This is a genomic window from Rhodococcus sp. ACPA4 (genome assembly GCF_002300185.1).
Lineage (GTDB): Bacteria > Actinomycetota > Actinomycetes > Mycobacteriales > Mycobacteriaceae > Rhodococcus_F > Rhodococcus_F globerula.
This window is the reverse complement of sequence record NZ_NSDY01000001.1, coordinates 4020345-4037470: the sequence shown is the minus strand read 5'-3', so window position 1 is coordinate 4037470 and position 17126 is coordinate 4020345. Positions and strand designations below refer to the sequence as shown.

At 60.9% G+C, this 17126-nt stretch carries 19 protein-coding genes; 8 read left to right on the top strand and 11 right to left on the bottom strand.

All coding sequences use genetic code 11. The features are described from left to right. Nucleotides 1–8: 8 nt before the first annotated feature. Genes CJ178_RS18455 through CJ178_RS18425 form a run of 7 tightly spaced genes read right to left on the bottom strand, consistent with a single transcriptional unit; the run spans nucleotide 9 to nucleotide 5102 of the window. Complete coding sequence (locus CJ178_RS18455; protein ID WP_095887330.1) at nucleotides 9–695, bottom strand: dienelactone hydrolase family protein; 687 nt, start codon at nucleotides 693–695, stop codon at nucleotides 9–11. Nucleotides 696–716: 21 nt separating this feature from the next. Next, nucleotides 717–1706 (bottom strand): heme-dependent oxidative N-demethylase family protein, encoded by a 990-nt coding sequence (locus CJ178_RS18450; protein ID WP_257013254.1) that lies wholly within the window; start codon nucleotides 1704–1706, stop codon nucleotides 717–719. Nucleotides 1707–1735: 29 nt separating this feature from the next. Further along, nucleotides 1736–2200, bottom strand: a complete 465-nt coding sequence (locus CJ178_RS32495; protein ID WP_143547526.1) for a dimethylamine monooxygenase subunit DmmA family protein — start codon at nucleotides 2198–2200, stop codon at nucleotides 1736–1738. Continuing rightward, entirely contained in the window at nucleotides 2197–3204 is a 1008-nt protein-coding gene (locus CJ178_RS18440) for a heme-dependent oxidative N-demethylase family protein (protein ID WP_095887327.1), read from the bottom strand. Before CJ178_RS18440 ends, CJ178_RS32495 begins: the two co-directional genes overlap by 4 nt. Then, the gene (locus tag CJ178_RS18435) at nucleotides 3201–4190 is read right to left on the bottom strand and encodes a PDR/VanB family oxidoreductase (RefSeq protein ID WP_095887326.1); all 990 of its coding nucleotides are present in this window, start codon (nucleotides 4188–4190) and stop codon (nucleotides 3201–3203) included. Before CJ178_RS18435 ends, CJ178_RS18440 begins: the two co-directional genes overlap by 4 nt. Continuing rightward, nucleotides 4190–4705 carry a dimethylamine monooxygenase subunit DmmA family protein gene (locus CJ178_RS18430; protein ID WP_095887325.1) on the bottom strand — a complete coding sequence of 172 codons (516 nt, stop codon included), beginning with the start codon at nucleotides 4703–4705 and terminating at the stop codon, nucleotides 4190–4192. Before CJ178_RS18430 ends, CJ178_RS18435 begins: the two co-directional genes overlap by 1 nt. A gap of 10 nt (nucleotides 4706–4715) precedes the next feature. After that, the gene (locus CJ178_RS18425) at nucleotides 4716–5102 is read right to left on the bottom strand and encodes a cupin domain-containing protein (protein WP_045065424.1); all 387 of its coding nucleotides are present in this window, start codon (nucleotides 5100–5102) and stop codon (nucleotides 4716–4718) included. Nucleotides 5103–5420: 318 nt separating this feature from the next. Here CJ178_RS18425 and glnT point away from each other — a divergent pair, with 318 nt between their 5' ends. The 5 genes from glnT to CJ178_RS18400 all read left to right on the top strand — a co-directional run bounded on the left by glnT (nucleotide 5421) and on the right by CJ178_RS18400 (nucleotide 10561). Further along, nucleotides 5421–6815, top strand: coding sequence for a type III glutamate--ammonia ligase (glnT, locus tag CJ178_RS18420; protein ID WP_033233605.1), 1395 nt, complete (start codon nucleotides 5421–5423; stop codon nucleotides 6813–6815). A 37-nt stretch (nucleotides 6816–6852) separates the two neighbouring features. Then, nucleotides 6853–7749, top strand: a complete 897-nt coding sequence (locus CJ178_RS18415; protein ID WP_045065419.1) for a class II glutamine amidotransferase — start codon at nucleotides 6853–6855, stop codon at nucleotides 7747–7749. Further along, the gene (locus CJ178_RS18410) at nucleotides 7737–8462 is read left to right on the top strand and encodes a protein glxC (RefSeq protein WP_033233603.1); all 726 of its coding nucleotides are present in this window, start codon (nucleotides 7737–7739) and stop codon (nucleotides 8460–8462) included. The genes CJ178_RS18415 and CJ178_RS18410 overlap by 13 nt, the downstream gene beginning before the upstream one ends. Before the next feature lie 25 nt (nucleotides 8463–8487). Further along, on the top strand, nucleotides 8488–9828 hold the full coding sequence (locus CJ178_RS18405) for an FMN-binding glutamate synthase family protein (protein WP_033233602.1): 1341 nt from the start codon (nucleotides 8488–8490) through the stop codon (nucleotides 9826–9828). 70 nt (nucleotides 9829–9898) lie between these two features. Next, nucleotides 9899–10561 carry a helix-turn-helix domain-containing protein gene (locus CJ178_RS18400; protein WP_095887324.1) on the top strand — a complete coding sequence of 221 codons (663 nt, stop codon included), beginning with the start codon at nucleotides 9899–9901 and terminating at the stop codon, nucleotides 10559–10561. 62 nt (nucleotides 10562–10623) lie between these two features. Here the strand turns inward: CJ178_RS18400 and CJ178_RS18395 are convergent, their stop codons facing one another. Both CJ178_RS18395 and CJ178_RS18390 read right to left on the bottom strand, forming a co-directional pair. Continuing rightward, nucleotides 10624–11985, bottom strand: coding sequence for an ammonium transporter (locus tag CJ178_RS18395; RefSeq protein ID WP_033233600.1), 1362 nt, complete (start codon nucleotides 11983–11985; stop codon nucleotides 10624–10626). 281 nt (nucleotides 11986–12266) lie between these two features. Further along, on the bottom strand, nucleotides 12267–12728 hold the full coding sequence (locus tag CJ178_RS18390; RefSeq protein ID WP_033233599.1) for an Hsp20/alpha crystallin family protein: 462 nt from the start codon (nucleotides 12726–12728) through the stop codon (nucleotides 12267–12269). 197 nt (nucleotides 12729–12925) lie between these two features. Between CJ178_RS18390 and CJ178_RS18385 the strand changes: the two genes are divergently transcribed. From CJ178_RS18385 to CJ178_RS18375, 3 genes are all read left to right on the top strand, one after another. Next, on the top strand, nucleotides 12926–13903 hold the full coding sequence (locus CJ178_RS18385) for a serine/threonine dehydratase (protein ID WP_095887323.1): 978 nt from the start codon (nucleotides 12926–12928) through the stop codon (nucleotides 13901–13903). 29 nt (nucleotides 13904–13932) lie between these two features. After that, nucleotides 13933–14316, top strand: a complete 384-nt coding sequence (locus CJ178_RS18380; RefSeq protein ID WP_257013253.1) for a hypothetical protein — start codon at nucleotides 13933–13935, stop codon at nucleotides 14314–14316. A gap of 89 nt (nucleotides 14317–14405) precedes the next feature. After that, a complete protein-coding gene (locus CJ178_RS18375) occupies nucleotides 14406–15596 on the top strand; it encodes an NAD(P)/FAD-dependent oxidoreductase (protein WP_095887322.1) in 1191 nt (396 codons plus the stop codon). On the opposite strand, the gene CJ178_RS18370 is transcribed toward CJ178_RS18375, so the two are convergent. Continuing rightward, nucleotides 15593–16330, bottom strand: coding sequence for an SDR family oxidoreductase (locus CJ178_RS18370; RefSeq protein WP_033233596.1), 738 nt, complete (start codon nucleotides 16328–16330; stop codon nucleotides 15593–15595). The two genes, CJ178_RS18375 and CJ178_RS18370, sit on opposite strands and share 4 nt — an antisense overlap. Continuing rightward, nucleotides 16327–17031: a TetR/AcrR family transcriptional regulator gene (locus tag CJ178_RS18365; protein WP_095887321.1), complete on the bottom strand. Its 705-nt coding sequence runs from the start codon at nucleotides 17029–17031 to the stop codon at nucleotides 16327–16329. The genes CJ178_RS18370 and CJ178_RS18365 overlap by 4 nt, the downstream gene beginning before the upstream one ends. Nucleotides 17032–17126 lie beyond the last annotated feature (95 nt).

Sequence of the window (17126 nt, the reverse complement as noted above, 5' to 3'; positions counted from 1 at the left end):
ACTCGGCGTCACAGAGTCTCGCCGAAAAACTCCATAGTGCGTGACCAGGCGAGTGTTGCAGCGTCGGGGTTGTAGTGGTCGCCGGCGGTGTCGTTGTTGAACGCGTGGCCCGCGTCGGCATACCGGTACACCCGGGCGAGTTCGGAGGCGGCCTCGCGTAATTGTTCGACGCTCTCCGGCGGGATACCGGTGTCGAGGTCGCCGTAGTGACCGAGCCACGGAACCTTCAGTTGGGCTGCAAGTTCGGTCCCGGCAGCGATTCCTGACCATCGTGATTCGGCAACCGCGCCGCCGTAGTAGGTGACCGCGGCATCGACAAGAGGAACAGCGGCGCACCACAGTGACACGGTGCCACCCATGCAGAATCCGAGGGAGCCGACCTTGCCGGCTCCCTCGGACTTGCAGTACGCGACGGCGGCACGTACGTCGTGACCGATCCCCTCGCTGTTCAGCGCCATGAGAGAATTCTTGGCCGATGGAAAATCGGTGAAGAACGACTGTGATCCACGGTGGTAGAGATGCGGAGCGACCGCAAGGTATCCGGCGTCGGCGAGGCGTAACAGGATGCTCTCGATATGAGCGTTGACGCCCCAGGCCTCCTGCATCACGATCACCGCAGGTTTCTGCGTGGCAGGCGATTCGGGTCGGGCGATGCTCAGCGGTACGTCGTTCACCGTGCTCGAGAGAATGTCCATTCTCCGACTGTAAGCGAACGCTCAGCCCGTCGCAGCGAGCACCTCGGATTGTGCACGTAGCCACTTCATTGCTTCCACGCGGTAACCGTCGATACCTTTGTATTCGGCTATTTCCTGAGGTAGTTCGGTCACTATGGCCGCCAATTGCTCCGCCCATTGTGGGACTGCGGCGATGTCCGACAGCGGGGCCAGGTACGTGCGGATATTGAAGACCAGTGCTCCGGTCAAGGGAAGTCGGATCAGGTGTTCGAGTTCGATGCGGAGTTGGATTCGGCCCCAGTCTTTCTGGGAGATCAACTCCGGCATGTCGTGCATCCACTGCGGCATCGTTTCGAGGCTGGTGTCACGCAACCGGGAACCGACGGCGGAGAACGTCCAGTTCACCCGGCGATAGATCTGCTCTGTTGTCAGCATCCGCATGAAACTCTGGGCTCTGCCGGTTACGCCACCTGCGGTCAACCCAGGTACCGGTACGTGAATCTCGTCGAAACTCATTCCGATATCGAATTTCACGGACCAGTCGGCAGACGAGGTGACCAGTGCGGCGTCGAACCACAATTGGTCGTCGCGTTCGGTGAGCAGCAGAATATCGTCGGGTACCTGGCAACCGATGAATGTCAGTGGGTCTTCGGGAAGGGTGAACAGATCTCCGAGTGTGAAGCTCTGTTCGATCCCCAGTAGCCGATTGGTCCAGCGATAGCGATTACCTCTGCCTTCCAACAACATCGAAGCCGGATAGGACGCGGCGAGTTGACGCATGAGAAACAGCATGACGTCCCAGCACGCCGGCATCATGTGTGGCAGCATCTGTGCCCGGCCTGGATCCCGATCGAGGATGTCGCGTCGTAGCTGCATCATGTAGAGGTAGTCGTCGCCGAGATCAACGACGTGTTCACCCCATTCGCCTGCCAGAGTTGTCGTCAACCGCGGTGCCGGTTGAACGTTGACGCCGTAGCGAAAGGTTCGGTCTTCGTCGGGGAACGGCCACGGCAAGGTTTTCAGATCACTCACAACTGCGCTCCTCGAGTGGAAAGGGGGTGTTACGCGGCGACGGAGCCGAGGTAGCTCCCGTGATGTGAATTTCTGTGTACCCGGATATCGAGTAGTAGTCGGCACGAAGGGCATTCGTGTGCCGAGCCGGGACGGGTCTCGACCCGATGGGTGTGTGCGCAATGTGGGCAGAAGAGCGAAATTGTTCCCGTGCTCGTGACGCTGGATCGCACTTCGCATGGCAGTGCGCCGCAGGCACGTATGGCGGCCAGTGCTTGCATCACGTCGTACTCTGGACCGGCAACGGCAATGCGGACACCGGTGTGGCAACCTGCCACCGACTGCTCGATGCGCGAGAGATCGAGTTGATTCTGAACGTGAACAGTCACGGATCGCCCGGCGGCGATTGCCTCGGTTGCCCAGTCGATCACGGTGTTTCGACCGTCGGGACACCCGCCGAGTGAGATGAGGAGAAACTCACGCCCGGCACTATCCAGTTCCGGGATTGCGGTCACGAGCCCACTCCTGCATGCGCGCGCAGCCACTCCATTGCCGGCCCGCGGGTTTTGGTAATCCCTTTGTAGTCGGCCATGTCTTCCGGCAGGTCGTCGAGTACTGCGTGTAGACGCTGGGCCCAGACGGGAACCGATGCGATATCTCGTAGTGGCAGAAGGTAACTCCGGATCAGAAACATGATCGATCCGGAGGTTGCCAAGCGAATCAGGTGCTGTACCTCGACGCGGAGGAACAGTCGGTCGCCGACATCCTCGAGTGGTCCCCGGGCCAGGCTGGTTCGGTCGGGTCCCCACTGCGGATAAGTCTCGGTAGAGGTGTCGAGTTTGCCGTCGACGGTCAAGGTCCAGTTGGTTCGGCGGTATCGCTCACCGGGTTCGAGGCGCATGAGAAAACTCTGGGCGCGGGTGACAACACCCTCGGCATGTACGCGAGGTACCGGGCCGTGGATCTGCAGAAAGCTCATACCGACGTCGAATCGCAATGACCAATCAGCTGCGAAGGTAACCACACCGGCGTCGCCCCAGAGCTGTCCTTCTCGCTGATCGAGGAGGACAACGTCCTCCTGAATCTGGTTGGTGGCAAACCGAAGTGGGTCGATCGGAAGTGTACCGAGATCGCCGACGACAAACCGCTGCTCGGTATCGAGCAATCCGTTTCGCCAGATCCAGGCCGTGCCGTCGCGTTCGAGACTCATGGAGTCCGGATAGCTCTCGGCGAGCATGCGCATGATCGAGATCATGGCGTCCCACTGCGCCGGCATCATGTGGGGCAGACTCTGATATCGACTGGCGTCCGAAGTCAATATCCTTGTTCGCTCGGCCAATTCGTGATGGTAGTTCTCGTCGATCTCGATCGTGTGTTTGCCCCACTCGCCGGCGGCCGTTCTTGCAGGTGTCCCGGCAGGTTCGACGTTGGTGCTGTAGCGGTACGAGTCCTTGGCAAAAGGGAACGGGAAATTCGCAATTCGAGTGGGCACGTCGAGTAGTTCTGCCGATGCGTTCACAAGTTCAACTCCAATCGTGATCCCTCGGCCCGCGATACACAGGCCATCATCGATGTGCCACGGGATTTCTCCTCGTCGGTCAGATATAGATCGCGATGTGCAACGCTCCCGTCTGCCACCGGTATTCGGCACTCGCCGCATACTCCTTGACGGCAGAGATTGGGGATGGTGATGCCGTGCTGTTCGAGGGTCTCGAGGACACTTGTTCCGGAAGGTACGTCGAACTCTTGTCCGCTGCCGCGCAATGCGACGGTAAACGGTTGTCCGGGGTCCAGCTCCACGCCGCCGAAACGTTCGTAGTGAATGCGGGCACTCGGCCATCCCGCTGCTTTGGCGGCACCCTCGACGGCGTCGATCATCGCGCTGGGGCCGCACGTGTACAGGTGGGTGCCCAGTGGTTGTTTCAGCAGAGCCGGCCCCAGGTGGGCCCACAACTCCTGGCGTGAGGAGAAGACGTGCAGACGTGATCCGCACAGTTCGCGTAGTTCGGCCAGGTGCGCTGCGTCGGTTCCCCGCCACACGTACAGGACGGTGAAGGATCGACCCCATTGTGCGGCGGCCCGCGCGTGCGACAGTATCGGCGTCACACCGATTCCGCCGGCAATCAGCAAGTGATGCCGTGCCGTGAGTACCGGAGCGAACACACTGCGCGGGCGCGACGTGCGGATACTCGTGCCGATCTCCAAGTCGTGAATCCAGCGTGATCCACCTCTACCGCCTCGATCCAGCTGGACCGAAACGCAATAGTGATCCGGTTCGAGTTCCGGCCCGGTCATCGAATACGAATTGCGCCGCGGCATTCCCTGGGGTGTTGTACCGCAGTCGAGAACAAGGTGACTCCCGGGCGTGAAGGACGGAAGTGTTGAGCCGTCGGCGCTTTCGAGGCGGAGAGATCGGACACCGCCGCAGAGCATGGTGGCCTCTGTGAGCACCAAGGTCAACGACTTGGTGTCTGTGACGCCAGGTGCGTCCGTTGTTGCGGTCATCATTGCTCCTCGGCATCGGCCATGAACCCGAGATAGGCTCCGTACCTACGGGATACATGGTGGTAGACAAACAAGTCGGTACGGCATCGCGGACAGGGGCTGAGTGCTCCGACAGGTGTATCTGTTTGGTGAACGTGCCGGCAATGTACGCAGTAGACGCGGCGTTGCGCGTCGCCTGTGACGTACGTCAGGATCTCTGCGGGTATGGCGCCGGCGGCGATTGCCGCCGAACGTGCCTGTAGTACTTCGATTTCGGCGCCGATCACGATCAATCGCCAACCCACTCTCGCGGCAGCGAACTCTCGCTGCAACACTGCGGATGTCACGGCGCTCCACTGCGAGCCGAGTTTCAACCAGCTGACCCGGTGGCCGGAGTGTTCTCCGACGACCTGCTGCGCATCGGTGTGTGCGCGATCACCGAAGGAGACGACGGTGAAGTAGCGTCCGTCCGGATCGCTGAGAAGCCGTTCGGCGTCCCAGCGCGGAACGCTGGTCGACCGGGCACAGACACTCACGACGGTTGGCTTACGGTGCGAACGAGCGGTGGCCGACGTAGTAGGCCAGCGCGCGATCGGGGGTGGTGAACCTGATGCGCGAACCCTTGGGGAAGAAGATCGCATCTTTGGCCTTCGCGACACTCACTTGGCCGGTATCAAGGTTTTCGAGAACGAACTCGCCTTCGAGGACCACCTTCATTTCGTCGTATTCGTAGAGGTAGTCGAGTGGAGCGTCGGTCTGGATCAATTCGAAGTAGCCCGCGGACATCGCTGAACCGTCTGGATTGGAGTAGACGTCGTCGATGAATCCCTTGGTGCCGGGGTACTCGGATTCGGGCATCTGGGGGAGGTCTGCCCAGAAGTCTGCGGTGACGCGGAACTCTGCCGGTGTGGTGGACGTCGTAGAAATGCTCATCGGTGCTCCTGAGGGAATGGGATGGATGAAAGAGCGTCCGATCGCAGGGATGTGATCGCTGACGTGAAACTTACTGTAATGAGAGGAAACTGATTTTCGGTTACGTGGCGGTAAACAAAATCTCCGTAATCTGTTTCGCTGCAACTTGATTAGAAATTCACCAGTGCCGACGGTGCCGTCATCACAACCTCACTTGGGCGTAACGAGATGGACATATCAACCTTGTTTCCTGTTAGATGACAGTGATTCACCCAGTGAAACCGGAATAGCCGACCACGTTGGGTGGAACTAGGGCCCTGCGTGAAACTAGGAGTCTCGATGGCGATCGACACCGCCGAACTGAACGAAACAGCGGCAGAGTTGCATGCAGTGCCCCAGGCAATGTCGGACGCAGTGACAGGTGAGCGCCCGATGGACCTGGCAACGCGAGCGCGGGCCGACGGAACACGATTCATCCTCGCGGTATTCGTCAATCTCGCCGGTAAACCGTGCGCGAAGTTGGTGCCGATCGAATCGGTGGAAGAACTGCAGACAGAGGGCGTCGGATTTGCGGGTTACGCAGCCGGCGCGATGGGGCAGGAGCCGAAGGATCCCGATCTCGTGGCGATCCCCGACCCAACCTCCTACACCCCTATTCCATTTATCCGGCCCGGCCTTGCGCTGGTGCACTGCGATCCGCATGTCGAGGGTAAGCCTTGGCCTTACGCACCGAGAGTGATGCTGCGATCCGTGCTCGCGGAGGCAGCGGAGATGGGCTTGGACGTGAACGTAGGAGCGGAGATCGAGTACTTCCTCGTGGACAAGGACGAGAGCGGAGCCCTGCGCACCGCAGACACTCTCGATACCTCACGCCAACCGTGCTACGACGCCCGCGATGTCACCCGCATGTACGAGCACCTGACGTCGATTTCTACTGCCATGAACAAGCTGGGGTGGGGAAACTACGCCAACGACCACGAGGACGGAAACGGGCAGTTCGAACAGAATTTCAACTACTCGGATGCGATGACCACCGCCGACCGAGTGATCACGTTGCGCTACCTGATCTCCGTCCTTGCCGAAGAACGCGGTATGACTGCAACATTCATGCCGAAGCCCTTCGCCGACCGTACGGGGAGCGGCATGCATATGCATCTCTCGCTCTGGCGAGACGGAGAATCGGCATTCCCGGATTCGACGGACGAGCGAGGCCTCGGATTGTCGTCGACCGCGTACTCCTTCATCGCCGGAATTCTCGACCATGCGTGTGCACTCCAAGGAGTGATTGCCCCGACGGTCAACTCGTACAAGAGAACCGGAGCCACCGCAACGACCAGTGGCGCAACGTGGTCACCGCGGCATGCGACGTACGGCGGCAACGACCGCACACACTATCTCCGGGTTCCCGATCGCAACCGCGTCGAACTGCGTGGTGGTGACGGCTCTGCCAACCCGTATCTTGCCGCCGCCGCGACGATCGCAGCCGGTCTGGACGGTATTCGGCGCGAACTGGACCCAGGCGAACCGGGAGGCGCATCGACGTCGGATTCGCTGCCGATGACGTTGCTGCACGCCATGGATGCCTTGGCCGCAGACCCCGTGGTGACCGGGGCGCTGAATTCTGCGGGCGCCGACGTGGCTGGGTACTTCACGACCCTCAAGCGTGAAGAGTTCTTCCAGTGGCACAACACGGTAACTCCCTGGGAAGTGGACAACTACCTCACCGCGTTCTGATTCTCGTATTCCTTCGCAAGAGACAAGGAGACTGCCCATGTGTGGCATTGTCGGGCTTCATCTGAGAGAGCCCTCGCTGTATCCCCGCCTCGGTGAACTGCTCACCGGAATGCTGGGCGAAATGGTGGATCGTGGACCGGATTCTGCCGGTATGGCGATCTACGGAGACCCGACGTGGTCACCGGCCGGGCACAGTTCGGTGTCGGTACTCGGTGCGGGATCAGACGCTGTGTTCTTGGCGGACAGTCTCACCGAGTCGGTGGGTGCTGCGGTGACCGTACTCGAGGCGGATCCCACCACCGTCATCCACGCCGCCGTTCCGACTGACGTTCTTCTGGCGGCAGTCCGTGAGACGCTCCCCGCAGCGGTGATCATCGGATTCGGTGAGGATGTCACCGTTCTGAAGGGAATGGGCAACCCGCTCGAGTTGGCGCGTGGATTCGGCTTGCCGTCGGCATCGGGGTGGCAAGGTGTTGCGCATACCCGTATGGCAACGGAATCGGCTGTGACGGCGGCAGGTTCACATCCCTTCGCCGTCGGCCCGGACCAATGCCTCGTACATAACGGGTCGTTCTCCAATCACCTGACGATGAAACGTGAACTCGAATCGGAAGGTGTGGTCTTCGACAGTGAGAACGACACGGAGGTAGGTGCGAGGTTCGTAGCCAAGCAACTCTCCGAAGGTGTCGACCTCGAGAAGGCGCTCCGACTGTTGGGTGAGCGATTCGACGGGTTTTACACCCTGCTGGTCTCGACCAGTGATTCCTTTGCGGTAGTGCGTGATCCGATTGCCTGCAAGCCTGCGATCGTCGCCGAGACGGATCAGTACGTCGCGATGGCCTCCGAATACCGCGCACTTGCGGGATTGCCCGGAATCGACCAGGCACACATTTTCGAACCAGAGCCGGAAGAGGTTTACGTATGGCACCGATGACAGCAGTTCCGGTAGATTCCGCACCGGTCACGCTCTCTACCAAATCTTTTGATCTCGATATCACCGAAACCCGAGATTTCAACGCCGCACTTCAGTCCACCGAGGCTCCGAGCAGCGTGAGCGTGAGTCATCCGGCCGGTAAGCATGCACTCGCGTGCGGATTGAATCAGCCGATAGACGTCACAATCGACGGGCACGTCGGCTACTACTGCGCCGGGATGAATCAGCAGGCCTCGGTGACCGTCAACGGAAACGCCGGTGTCGGAGTTGCCGAGAACATGATGTCGGGGACAGTGCGGGTACGCGGCGACGCGTCGCAGTCCGCGGGTGCGACGGCCCACGGCGGACTGTTGGTGGTGGAAGGCAATGCTGCTGCGCGCTGCGGTATTTCGATGAAGGGCGTCGACATCGTGGTCGGTGGAAACATCGGACACATGAGCGCGTTCATGGGGCAGGCCGGTCGGCTGGTTGTTCTCGGAGATGCCGGTGAAGCGTTGGGAGATTCGCTGTACGAAGCTCGGATCTACGTTCGCGGAACCGTGGCGTCTCTCGGCGCCGACTGCATCAAGAAGGAGATGCGCCCCGAGCATCTCGTCGAGCTTCAGGAACTGCTGGGCGCAGCCGGATTCGACGCAGATCCACGTGAGTTCACCCGTTACGGCTCCGCCCGGTCGCTGTACAACTTCCACGTCGACAACGCTTCGGCGTACTGAATCTTTTTCTCCGAAGGAGCCTTCCATGACCACTCCGAGCACAACCGCACCATGGCTTCGTGAATCCGCGACCTTCGACCGCGGGGTCATCCACGAGATCCAGAGGGCCGCAGACACCGGGATCTACGACATCCGCGGCTGGGGCGCAAAGCGAAAGCTGCCGCATTTCGACGATCTGCTGTTCCTCGGCGCGTCGATGTCGCGGTACCCGTTGGAAGGGTATCGCGAGAAGTGCGACACCGATGTGGTGCTCGGTGGCCGTCATGCGAAGTTTCCGCTGCACCTGGATATTCCGATCACGATTGCGGGGATGAGCTTCGGCGCATTGTCCGGTCAGGCCAAGGAAGCTCTGGGGCGCGGGGCCAGTGAAGTGGGCACATCCACAACCACCGGCGACGGCGGAATGACGCCGGAGGAGAGGGGGCAGTCCAAGAATCTGGTGTACCAGTACCTACCGTCGCGTTACGGCATGAACCCGGACGATCTTCGGAAGGCGGATGCCATCGAGATCGTGCTCGGTCAGGGCGCCAAGCCTGGTGGCGGCGGAATGCTGTTGGGCCAGAAGATCACCGAGCGTGTTGCCGGAATGCGAACGCTGCCGATGGGGGTGGACCAGCGAAGCGCCTGCCGCCATCCGGACTGGACTGGCCCTGACGACTTGGCGATCAAGATCATCGAATTGCGTGAGATCACGGGTTGGGAGAAGCCGATCTACGTCAAGGTGGGCGCAACACGCACCTACTACGACGTGAAACTTGCCGTGAAAGCCGGCGCCGATGTCGTGGTGGTGGACGGTATGCAGGGTGGGACGGCTGCCACTCAGGACGTGTTCATCGAACACGTCGGAATTCCCACGCTGGCCGCGATTCCACAAGCAGTACAGGCGTTGCAGGAGATGGGCGTTCATCGTGGGAGCGGTGACGGTTCGGTGCAGTTGATCGTCTCCGGCGGAATCCGAAGCGGCGCAGATGTTGCCAAGGCGATGGCGTTGGGCGCAGACGCTGTTGCCATCGGGACAGCGGCACTCATTGCGCTGGGCGACAACCACCCCCGGTTTGCGGAGCAGTACGCGGAGATCGGATCTGCTCCCGGGTTCTACGATGATTTTCAGGCGGGGCGTGATCCGGCCGGAATCACCACTCAGGATCCAGAGTTGGCAAAGAACCTCGATCCGGTTGACGCCGGCCGACGCCTCGCGAACTACTTGCGGGTTCTGACGATGGAAGCACAGACCCTGGCGCGGGCCTGCGGCAAATCGCACCTCCGCAATCTCGAACCGCAGGATCTGGTTGCGTTGACAGTGGAGGCCTCGGCAATGGCGCGGGTGCCGCTAGCCGGCACCACCTGGATCCCCGGGGCGATGTAACACGAATGTAAGCCACACAATCAGTGACGGCGCGTCTACTCCCAGTAGACGCGCCGTTAGGCTTGTGCCTATGACGACGTCGAAGCGCAGTGTCCACCGAGACACGGGAGACCCGGCACCGGAGCAGCGCGAAGTTCCTGCGGACACTCCGACCGGCCTCGACCTCGAGAAGGTGATCGCAGCCCAGGTGCGCAAGCTCCGGTTGGCCAGTGGTCTGTCGGTCGGGGACATGGCTACGAGAGTCGGGATCTCGAAGGCGATGCTGTCCAAGATCGAGAATGCCCAGACGTCTTGCAGCCTCTCCACCCTGGCCCGCCTCGCGGCCGGTCTCGATGTGCCGGTCACCTCTCTCTTCCGCGGAGCCGATGCCAAGCGGGACGCGGTCTTCGTCGAAGCCGGCCACGGTGCGGAGATCGTCGGCCGCGGCACCCGGGTCGGGCACCATTACGAACTGCTCGGTGCGTTGCGCGGGCAGAACAAACGACTCGAACCCGTTCTTGTCACGTTGACCGACGCCAGTGAAGTGTTTCCGCTCTTTCAACACCCCGGTACCGAACTGCTGTACATGCTCGAAGGTGAAATGATCTACGGCCATGGCGACTCGGAGTATCGCTTGCGTCCAGGAGACTCGCTCCTGCTCGACGGTGAGGGGCTGCACGGACCGAACGAGTTGGTGGAGTTACCTATTCGATTCCTGGCAGTGACTGCGTACCCTGACAATCACCAGGGCTGAACAGCAGTGTGCCCCTGCGCTCGATGTCGAGAGCAGGGGCACACTTCGGGACGTCTGTGAGACTACGAACTGCTTTCTACTGCGGTTGCAGCTTTGGTGGTCATGGATTCGGCGGCAACAGATACCGCGTCGGGCTGGTGCTTCGTGGAACTGGTCATCGAGACGGAATCCATGACGTACGCGGTTTCGCCGTGAACAGCCACGTCGAGGCCCTCGTACTCGGTTTCCGGGTTGACACGTAGGCCCATCGCGAGGTCGATACCCTTTGCGATGATGAACGTGACGATAAACGAGTAGGCGACCACAGCGGCCACTGCCACGCTCTGCTTGCCCAGTAGCTCGAGGCCACCCCCGTAGAACAGTCCCTGAGCGCCGCTGGGCGCCTCGGGTACGGCGAGCAAACCGACAAGCAGAGTACCGAGGATGCCGCCGACGAGGTGGATCCCGACCACGTCGAGTGCGTCGTCGTAGCCGAGCTTGAACTTGAACGAAATGGCGAAGCAGCACAACGCGCCTGCTGCTGCACCGACGATCAACGCACCCATCGGTGAGACTGCACCACACGCAGGGGTGATGGCGACCAGAGCCGCGATCAGCCCGGAAGCAGCGCCGAGCGTCGTAGCATGACCCTCGCGGAACTTTTCGACGACGAGCCAGGCACAGATGCCGGCACACGCGGCGGCGACGGTATTCAAGATGACTACCGACGCATTGTTGTTGGCAGCCAGTGCAGAACCGCCGTTGAACCCGAACCAGCCGAAGAACAGGATGCCGGCGCCGAGGATGGTCAGTGGAACGCTGTGCGGCCGTGGCGCGTTCGGGAATGTACGACGCTTACCGAGCACCAGGATCACCGCGAGTGCGGCGATACCGGCATTGATGTGCACAGCGGTTCCACCCGCGAAGTCCACTGCGGCAAGTTTATTGGCGATCCAGCCGCCGACGACGCTGCCGTCGGCGGAGTCGAAGGCAAATACCCAATGCGCAACCGGGAAGTACACGAGAGTGGCCCAGATCCCGGCAAAGATCATCCAGGCGCCGAACTTGAGGCGGTCGGCAAACGCTCCTGAGATCAGTGCGACGGTGATGCCGGCGAACAGAAGCTGGAATCCTGCCACCAATGCGGGCGGCAGTGCGGGTTCGGCGGGTGCTTCGAGAAGCTGCCCCAAACCGATGTATTCGAGTGGGTCGCCGAGTAATCCGAGTCCGCCCAGTGAATTGCCGAGGACTGCGGAGTATCCGAAGATGATCCAGAGAACGCCGACAACGGCAAAGCCGCCGAAGGTCATCATGACCATATTGAGAGTGCTTCGGACACTGACCATTCCGCCGTAGAACAGGGCCAGTCCGGGAACCATGAGAGATACGGCAGTGAATGCAGCCAAGATCCACGCGGTATCTGCGGCAATGATTGCCTGATCCATATGTGTCCACCTTGTTGAGTCCGGAGTGATCGCCGTTCGATTGCGACGTGTGTTCGGCGATGTGTCTTATGCGGTGAATCACCGTCACCCGAGAGTGGACTGGTTGTGTAAGGCCTGCAAGTGGGGCAGGTGAACACTGTGTAAATGCCGGTGCGAAGGGGCATCGGTATCGGTGCTGCACAAAGAGATGGTGACCACCGAATGGCGATCACCATCAAAGACATCGTATTCGGACCCTGGACCTCGCCTCCTTCTACCGTGTACGACGTGCGGGTAGTTGATCAACGATTGGAGTCGTGCTCACGCGTCGGGTTGATCATCGTCTGTTCGGAATCTCCCGCTCGGCTGATTTCGATGCGTCGAGGCTTTGCCTGCTCGGCAATCGGAATCGTGACGGACAGAACGCCGTTGTTGTACGTCGCGGAAATTCGGTCGGCATCGATGTTCTCTCCGAGTGCCAGTTGCCGCCGGTAGCTCCCGGCGAACCTCTCCGAAGCGAGCCACTGCATGTTTTCGTCCGACGATGCAGTACGCGTGGCAGAGAGCGTCAGCATTCCGTGATCGACACTCACGTCGACGGTTCCTGGATCTACTCCGGGAAGATCGGCGTTGAGTACGTAGTGATCGTTGACCCGGTAGAGGTCCATCGGCATGAAACGAGGAACTCGGCCGGCGCCTACGTCTGCGCCGAGCAGCGACTTCGCGATCGAATCGATATCACTGAACGGATCGAAGCGAAGCACAGCAACTCACCTCCCATGTTTCCCATGGTCGCAGTCCCTGTGACAGCAACCGAAATCACTGTGCACCAGCAAGATTAGCACTCGAAGTAGTCGAGTGCCAGACACGTGAGGTCGGCTACTCCAGTGACGTGTGTGGCCCAGCGTGGTCCATGTGGCAGGTGGTCGGTAAAGCGGGTGCCGATCCGTAAGGTTGCCTTATGACTCCTCGCACCGAGAACATCACGGGATCAGTAGCCCTGACGAGCGCTGACGTCGAGGCCGCCCGCGAGCGGATCGACGGGTTGGCTCGACGGACTCCGATCTTTCGCACCACGGTCCCGACACCGCACGGAGACGTTGCGGTCCTGTTCAAGCTCGAGTACCTCCAATACGGTGGGTCGTTCAAGGTGCGCGGCAGTTTCAACGCGATCGAGCGGGCAGCTGCTGACGGCACGATGCCCAGTGCGGGGGTGGTGATCGCGTCGGGTGGAAACGCGGCTATCGGAGCTGCATGGGCGTCGCGTCGCCGGGGGTTGGGGTGCACCGTGGTCGTGCCGGAAACTGCGCCCGATGCAAAAGTTGCGGCGCTCGGCGCGTTGGGGGCAACGGTCGAAAAGGTGGGCGATCGGTATGTTCTCGCGGCAGCAGCAGCGTCCGAGATTGCCTTGTCGAGCGGAGCTTTGGAGCTACACGCCTACGATCTTCCCGACATTGTGGCTGGTGCCGGAACCATCGCGCTCGAGGTCGCGGAGGAAGCGAGCGGGCCGATAACGTACTGCATCGCTGTGGGCGGCGGTGGACTGGTCTCGGGGATCGCCGCCGCAGCGCGGCCAGGGGATCGAGTTGTTGCGGTAGAGCCGATCGGTGCCGCCACGTTGCATGCTGCGCTGGAAGCCGGACACCCTGTTGATATCGAGTTGGACAGCATTGCATCCGATTCTCTCGGAGCGTCCCGCGTAGGCGCAATAGCCTGGGCGACCGTCACCGACAACGCGGTAGACAGTGTTGTCGTAGATGATGATTCGATCGTTCGGGCTAGATCTTTTCTGTGGCGCGAGTTTCGGATACTCGTGGAGTTGGGTACCGCCGCAGCGCTGGTTCCGGTGTTGGACGGCACGGTTTCACCGCCGCGAGACGGTGAGCTGTGTGTCGTTCTGTGTGGCGCCAACGTAAGTCTGGGGGACATGGGCGTGTGAGAAATCTGCTGGTGGGTACTGCTTTCAGTATGAGTACCAGCAGTGTTATCTGGACAATTGTAGTTGTGGTCGTTGTGATTGTGGTCGTTGCGCTTCTGGTGTGGACGGCTCGCAACAAACGTAACGAGCGGCGCCACCTCGAGGCCGAGGCGATTCGCAAGGACGTGGCGGAGTCGTCGTTCGAAGTAGGCCAGCGTGAGGCCAGGGCCAAGGAAAGTGAGGCGAAGGCTCGCATGGTGCAAGCCGAGGCCGATGCCAAAGCTGCGGAAGCATCTGCCCTGCAACAGCATGCGGCGCAGCATCGGCGGGACGTAGCAAGCTCGAAGGATGAGTTGAACGAGAAGCGGGATCAGGCGGACACCATCGATCCGGCCACGCCGAACCCGGAGAAGCCACAACCGAAGAACGAGTGAGTCTGCGAAGTTTTACTTCGCCGTCACACTCTTGGTTTCATTTTATGAAACACTGTCTCTTGTTGAGAAACTCGAGACAGGAGTAAGTGATGGCGGAGCATGCGCGGATAGTGATCGTGGGAGGTGGCCTCGAGGGCCTTGCGATTGCGTGGTCGCTTGCGCTGCGGGGCGAGTCGGATGTAGTTGTGCTCGAGCGTAATACGATGTGCTCGGGGATGACGGGCAAATCGAGTGGAATTGTTCGCTGCCACTACGGGGTCCCGTCGCTGGCGGCGATGGCCTGGCATGGGGTCCAGGTCTTTTCGGATGCAGAACAGGTACTCGGCACCGATATCGGCTTCCGTCAGACCGGTTACATAGTCGGGGTTGGCGGCAACAACACAGAACCCTTGTTGGCAAATGTCGAGATGCATCGTGCTCTGGGTGTGCCCGTCGACCTCATCGACGCCGACGCCGTTCGAGCATTCTGGCCGGGCATCAACCTGGACGACTTCGCGGCCTTTGCCTACGAACCTTTGGGTGGGCACGGCGATGCGTACATGACGGGGATGGCATACGGCACGAAAGCGCGCGAACTCGGCGTGACAGTTCGTCAATCGACCGAAGTGACAACACTTCTGACGCGAGAGGATGGATCCGTCTACGGCGTCACACTTGCCGACGGCGCCGAGATCCATGCGGATACTGTTGTTCTTGCTACCGGCGTATGGTCACCCGCGTTGGCCGCGACAGTCGGAGTCGACATCCCGATCAAGGTGCAGTGGGAGCAATTGCTGCTCGTTGATCAGGGGGAACCTACCCCGCACGTGCCCACCTTCTCGGATCTGGTGAACCTGCAGTACATCCGGCGCGAACCCAACGCAGACCTGTTGGTAGGCAACAGTGATCACTCTGCGCCTGAGTTTGCCGACCCGGACAACTACCTGAATCGGGCAGGGGATGCATTTGTGGAGACCGCGATCGGCAAGCTCGAGCGTCTGCTGCCGTCGATGCCGGATCCACGTTTGGCGTCGTCGTATGCGGGTTGTTACGACATCACTCCGGACTACAACCCGATCATCGGCCCGTCACCTGTCGACGGACTTTTCCTCGCAGTCGGTTTCAGCGGACACGGATACAAGATTTCCCCGGCTGTCGGACGGCTGGTTGCCGATCTGATTCTCGATGGCATCAGTAGTGATTCGGCCGTGGACGGCAACGATTTCCGATTCAGCAGATTTGCCGAGGGAAAGCCTCTCGTCAGCCTTAATCCATACGTGGGAGCGGGGGAGATGCGCTAGACGACGCCGCCGTTGACGTAGATCACCTGACCGTTGACCCACCGCGCCGGGCCGGCGAGAAACGAGACTGCCTCCGCGATGTCGAGCGGAGTTCCGAGCCGTTCGAGGGGCGCCATCTTCGACAGGTTCTCCACTGTCGCTTCGTCTTTCCCGTCCAGAAACAGGTCGGTGGCGGTGGGGCCTGGTGCCACGGCGTTGACTGTGATGTCGCGTCCACGTAGCTCTTTCGCAAGAACTAGCGTGATCGCGTCCACTGCGCCTTTGGTGGCCGCGTACGCAGCGTAGGTCGGGAAGGCCAGCTTCTTCACGGAGGTGGAGAAGTTGATGATGGCACCGCCGCTGCGCACCCGCCTCGCGGCTTGTTGATCGACAACAAACGTGCCCCGAACATTGGTGCGGTGCATCCGGTCGAAGTCGTCGAAGTTCAATTCGGCGACGGTCGAGAGAATCATGATTCCGGCTGCGTGGACAACAACGTCGATGCCTCCGAACTCCTGCTCGACCGTGTCGAACAGTGCGGCTACTTCACCTTCGTCTGCGACATCGGCGTGCACCGCGATGGCGTGCCCGCCCGCTGCGACGATGGTGTCGACTGTTTCCTGGGCGCGTTGAAGATTTCCCGAATAGTGAACGGCGACAGCCATTCCGTCGGCCGCGAGCTTCTCTGCAGTTGCTCGGCCGATGCCGCCGGACGCTCCGGTGACGATGGCGACGCGGGTGGTGGTGTCAGTCATGATGTAACTCCTGAAGTGGGTTCGGGTGCGTCGGACAGCTTGCGGAGCCACTCGCGCAGCAGTCCAACCTCGTTGGTGGAGAGGGAAGTTGAATCTGCCGTAGCGAGTTGGGTCTCCAGGGTGGATGCGACGGTGTTGAGCGAGGCGTCCTGCGGGGTGCCGGATTCGTCGATGATGGATGCGAGGATTCCGTCGCGAACACGCCCCGACAGTGTCGGGTCGGGATACTGCTGCGGTCTCACGACGAGCATCAGTGCGACGCCCGCATTGGCGGACATCACCATCTGCGTTGCCACGTCGACGGATACGGTCAGAAGACCTGCGGCAGAGCAGCGTTCGAGAACGGATCGAAGTAGCACCTGGGCTTGCATGGCGGTGTCGGCGCTCTGTGCGGATGGTGAGTGCAACAACCGGTAGTGCGCAGGATGTGCGAGCGCGAACGCCGTATGCGCGTCCCAGCCGGCACGTAGATCGGCTACCGGATCTGCGGAGGGGATCGCAGCGCGTTTGCCTGCGAGGTACTCGGAGAACCCGGCTTCGACGACGGCTGCTAGCAGGCCGTCTTTGTCGCCGAACTGGCGGTAGAGCGCGGGGGCGCCAACGCCGGCTCTCTCGCAGACGGCGCGGGTGGAGATGTCGCCGTCCGGAGAGGAGTTGAGTAACTCGGTTGCCGCCGCCAGTATCTTTGCTCTCGAGCTCATGTAATCAACGATAACAGAATATTGTTATCATTGGTACGCCGTCGTTCGGTTGCTCGACCTGTCGCGGACTCGTCGTGCCTGAACTGGTACTTTGT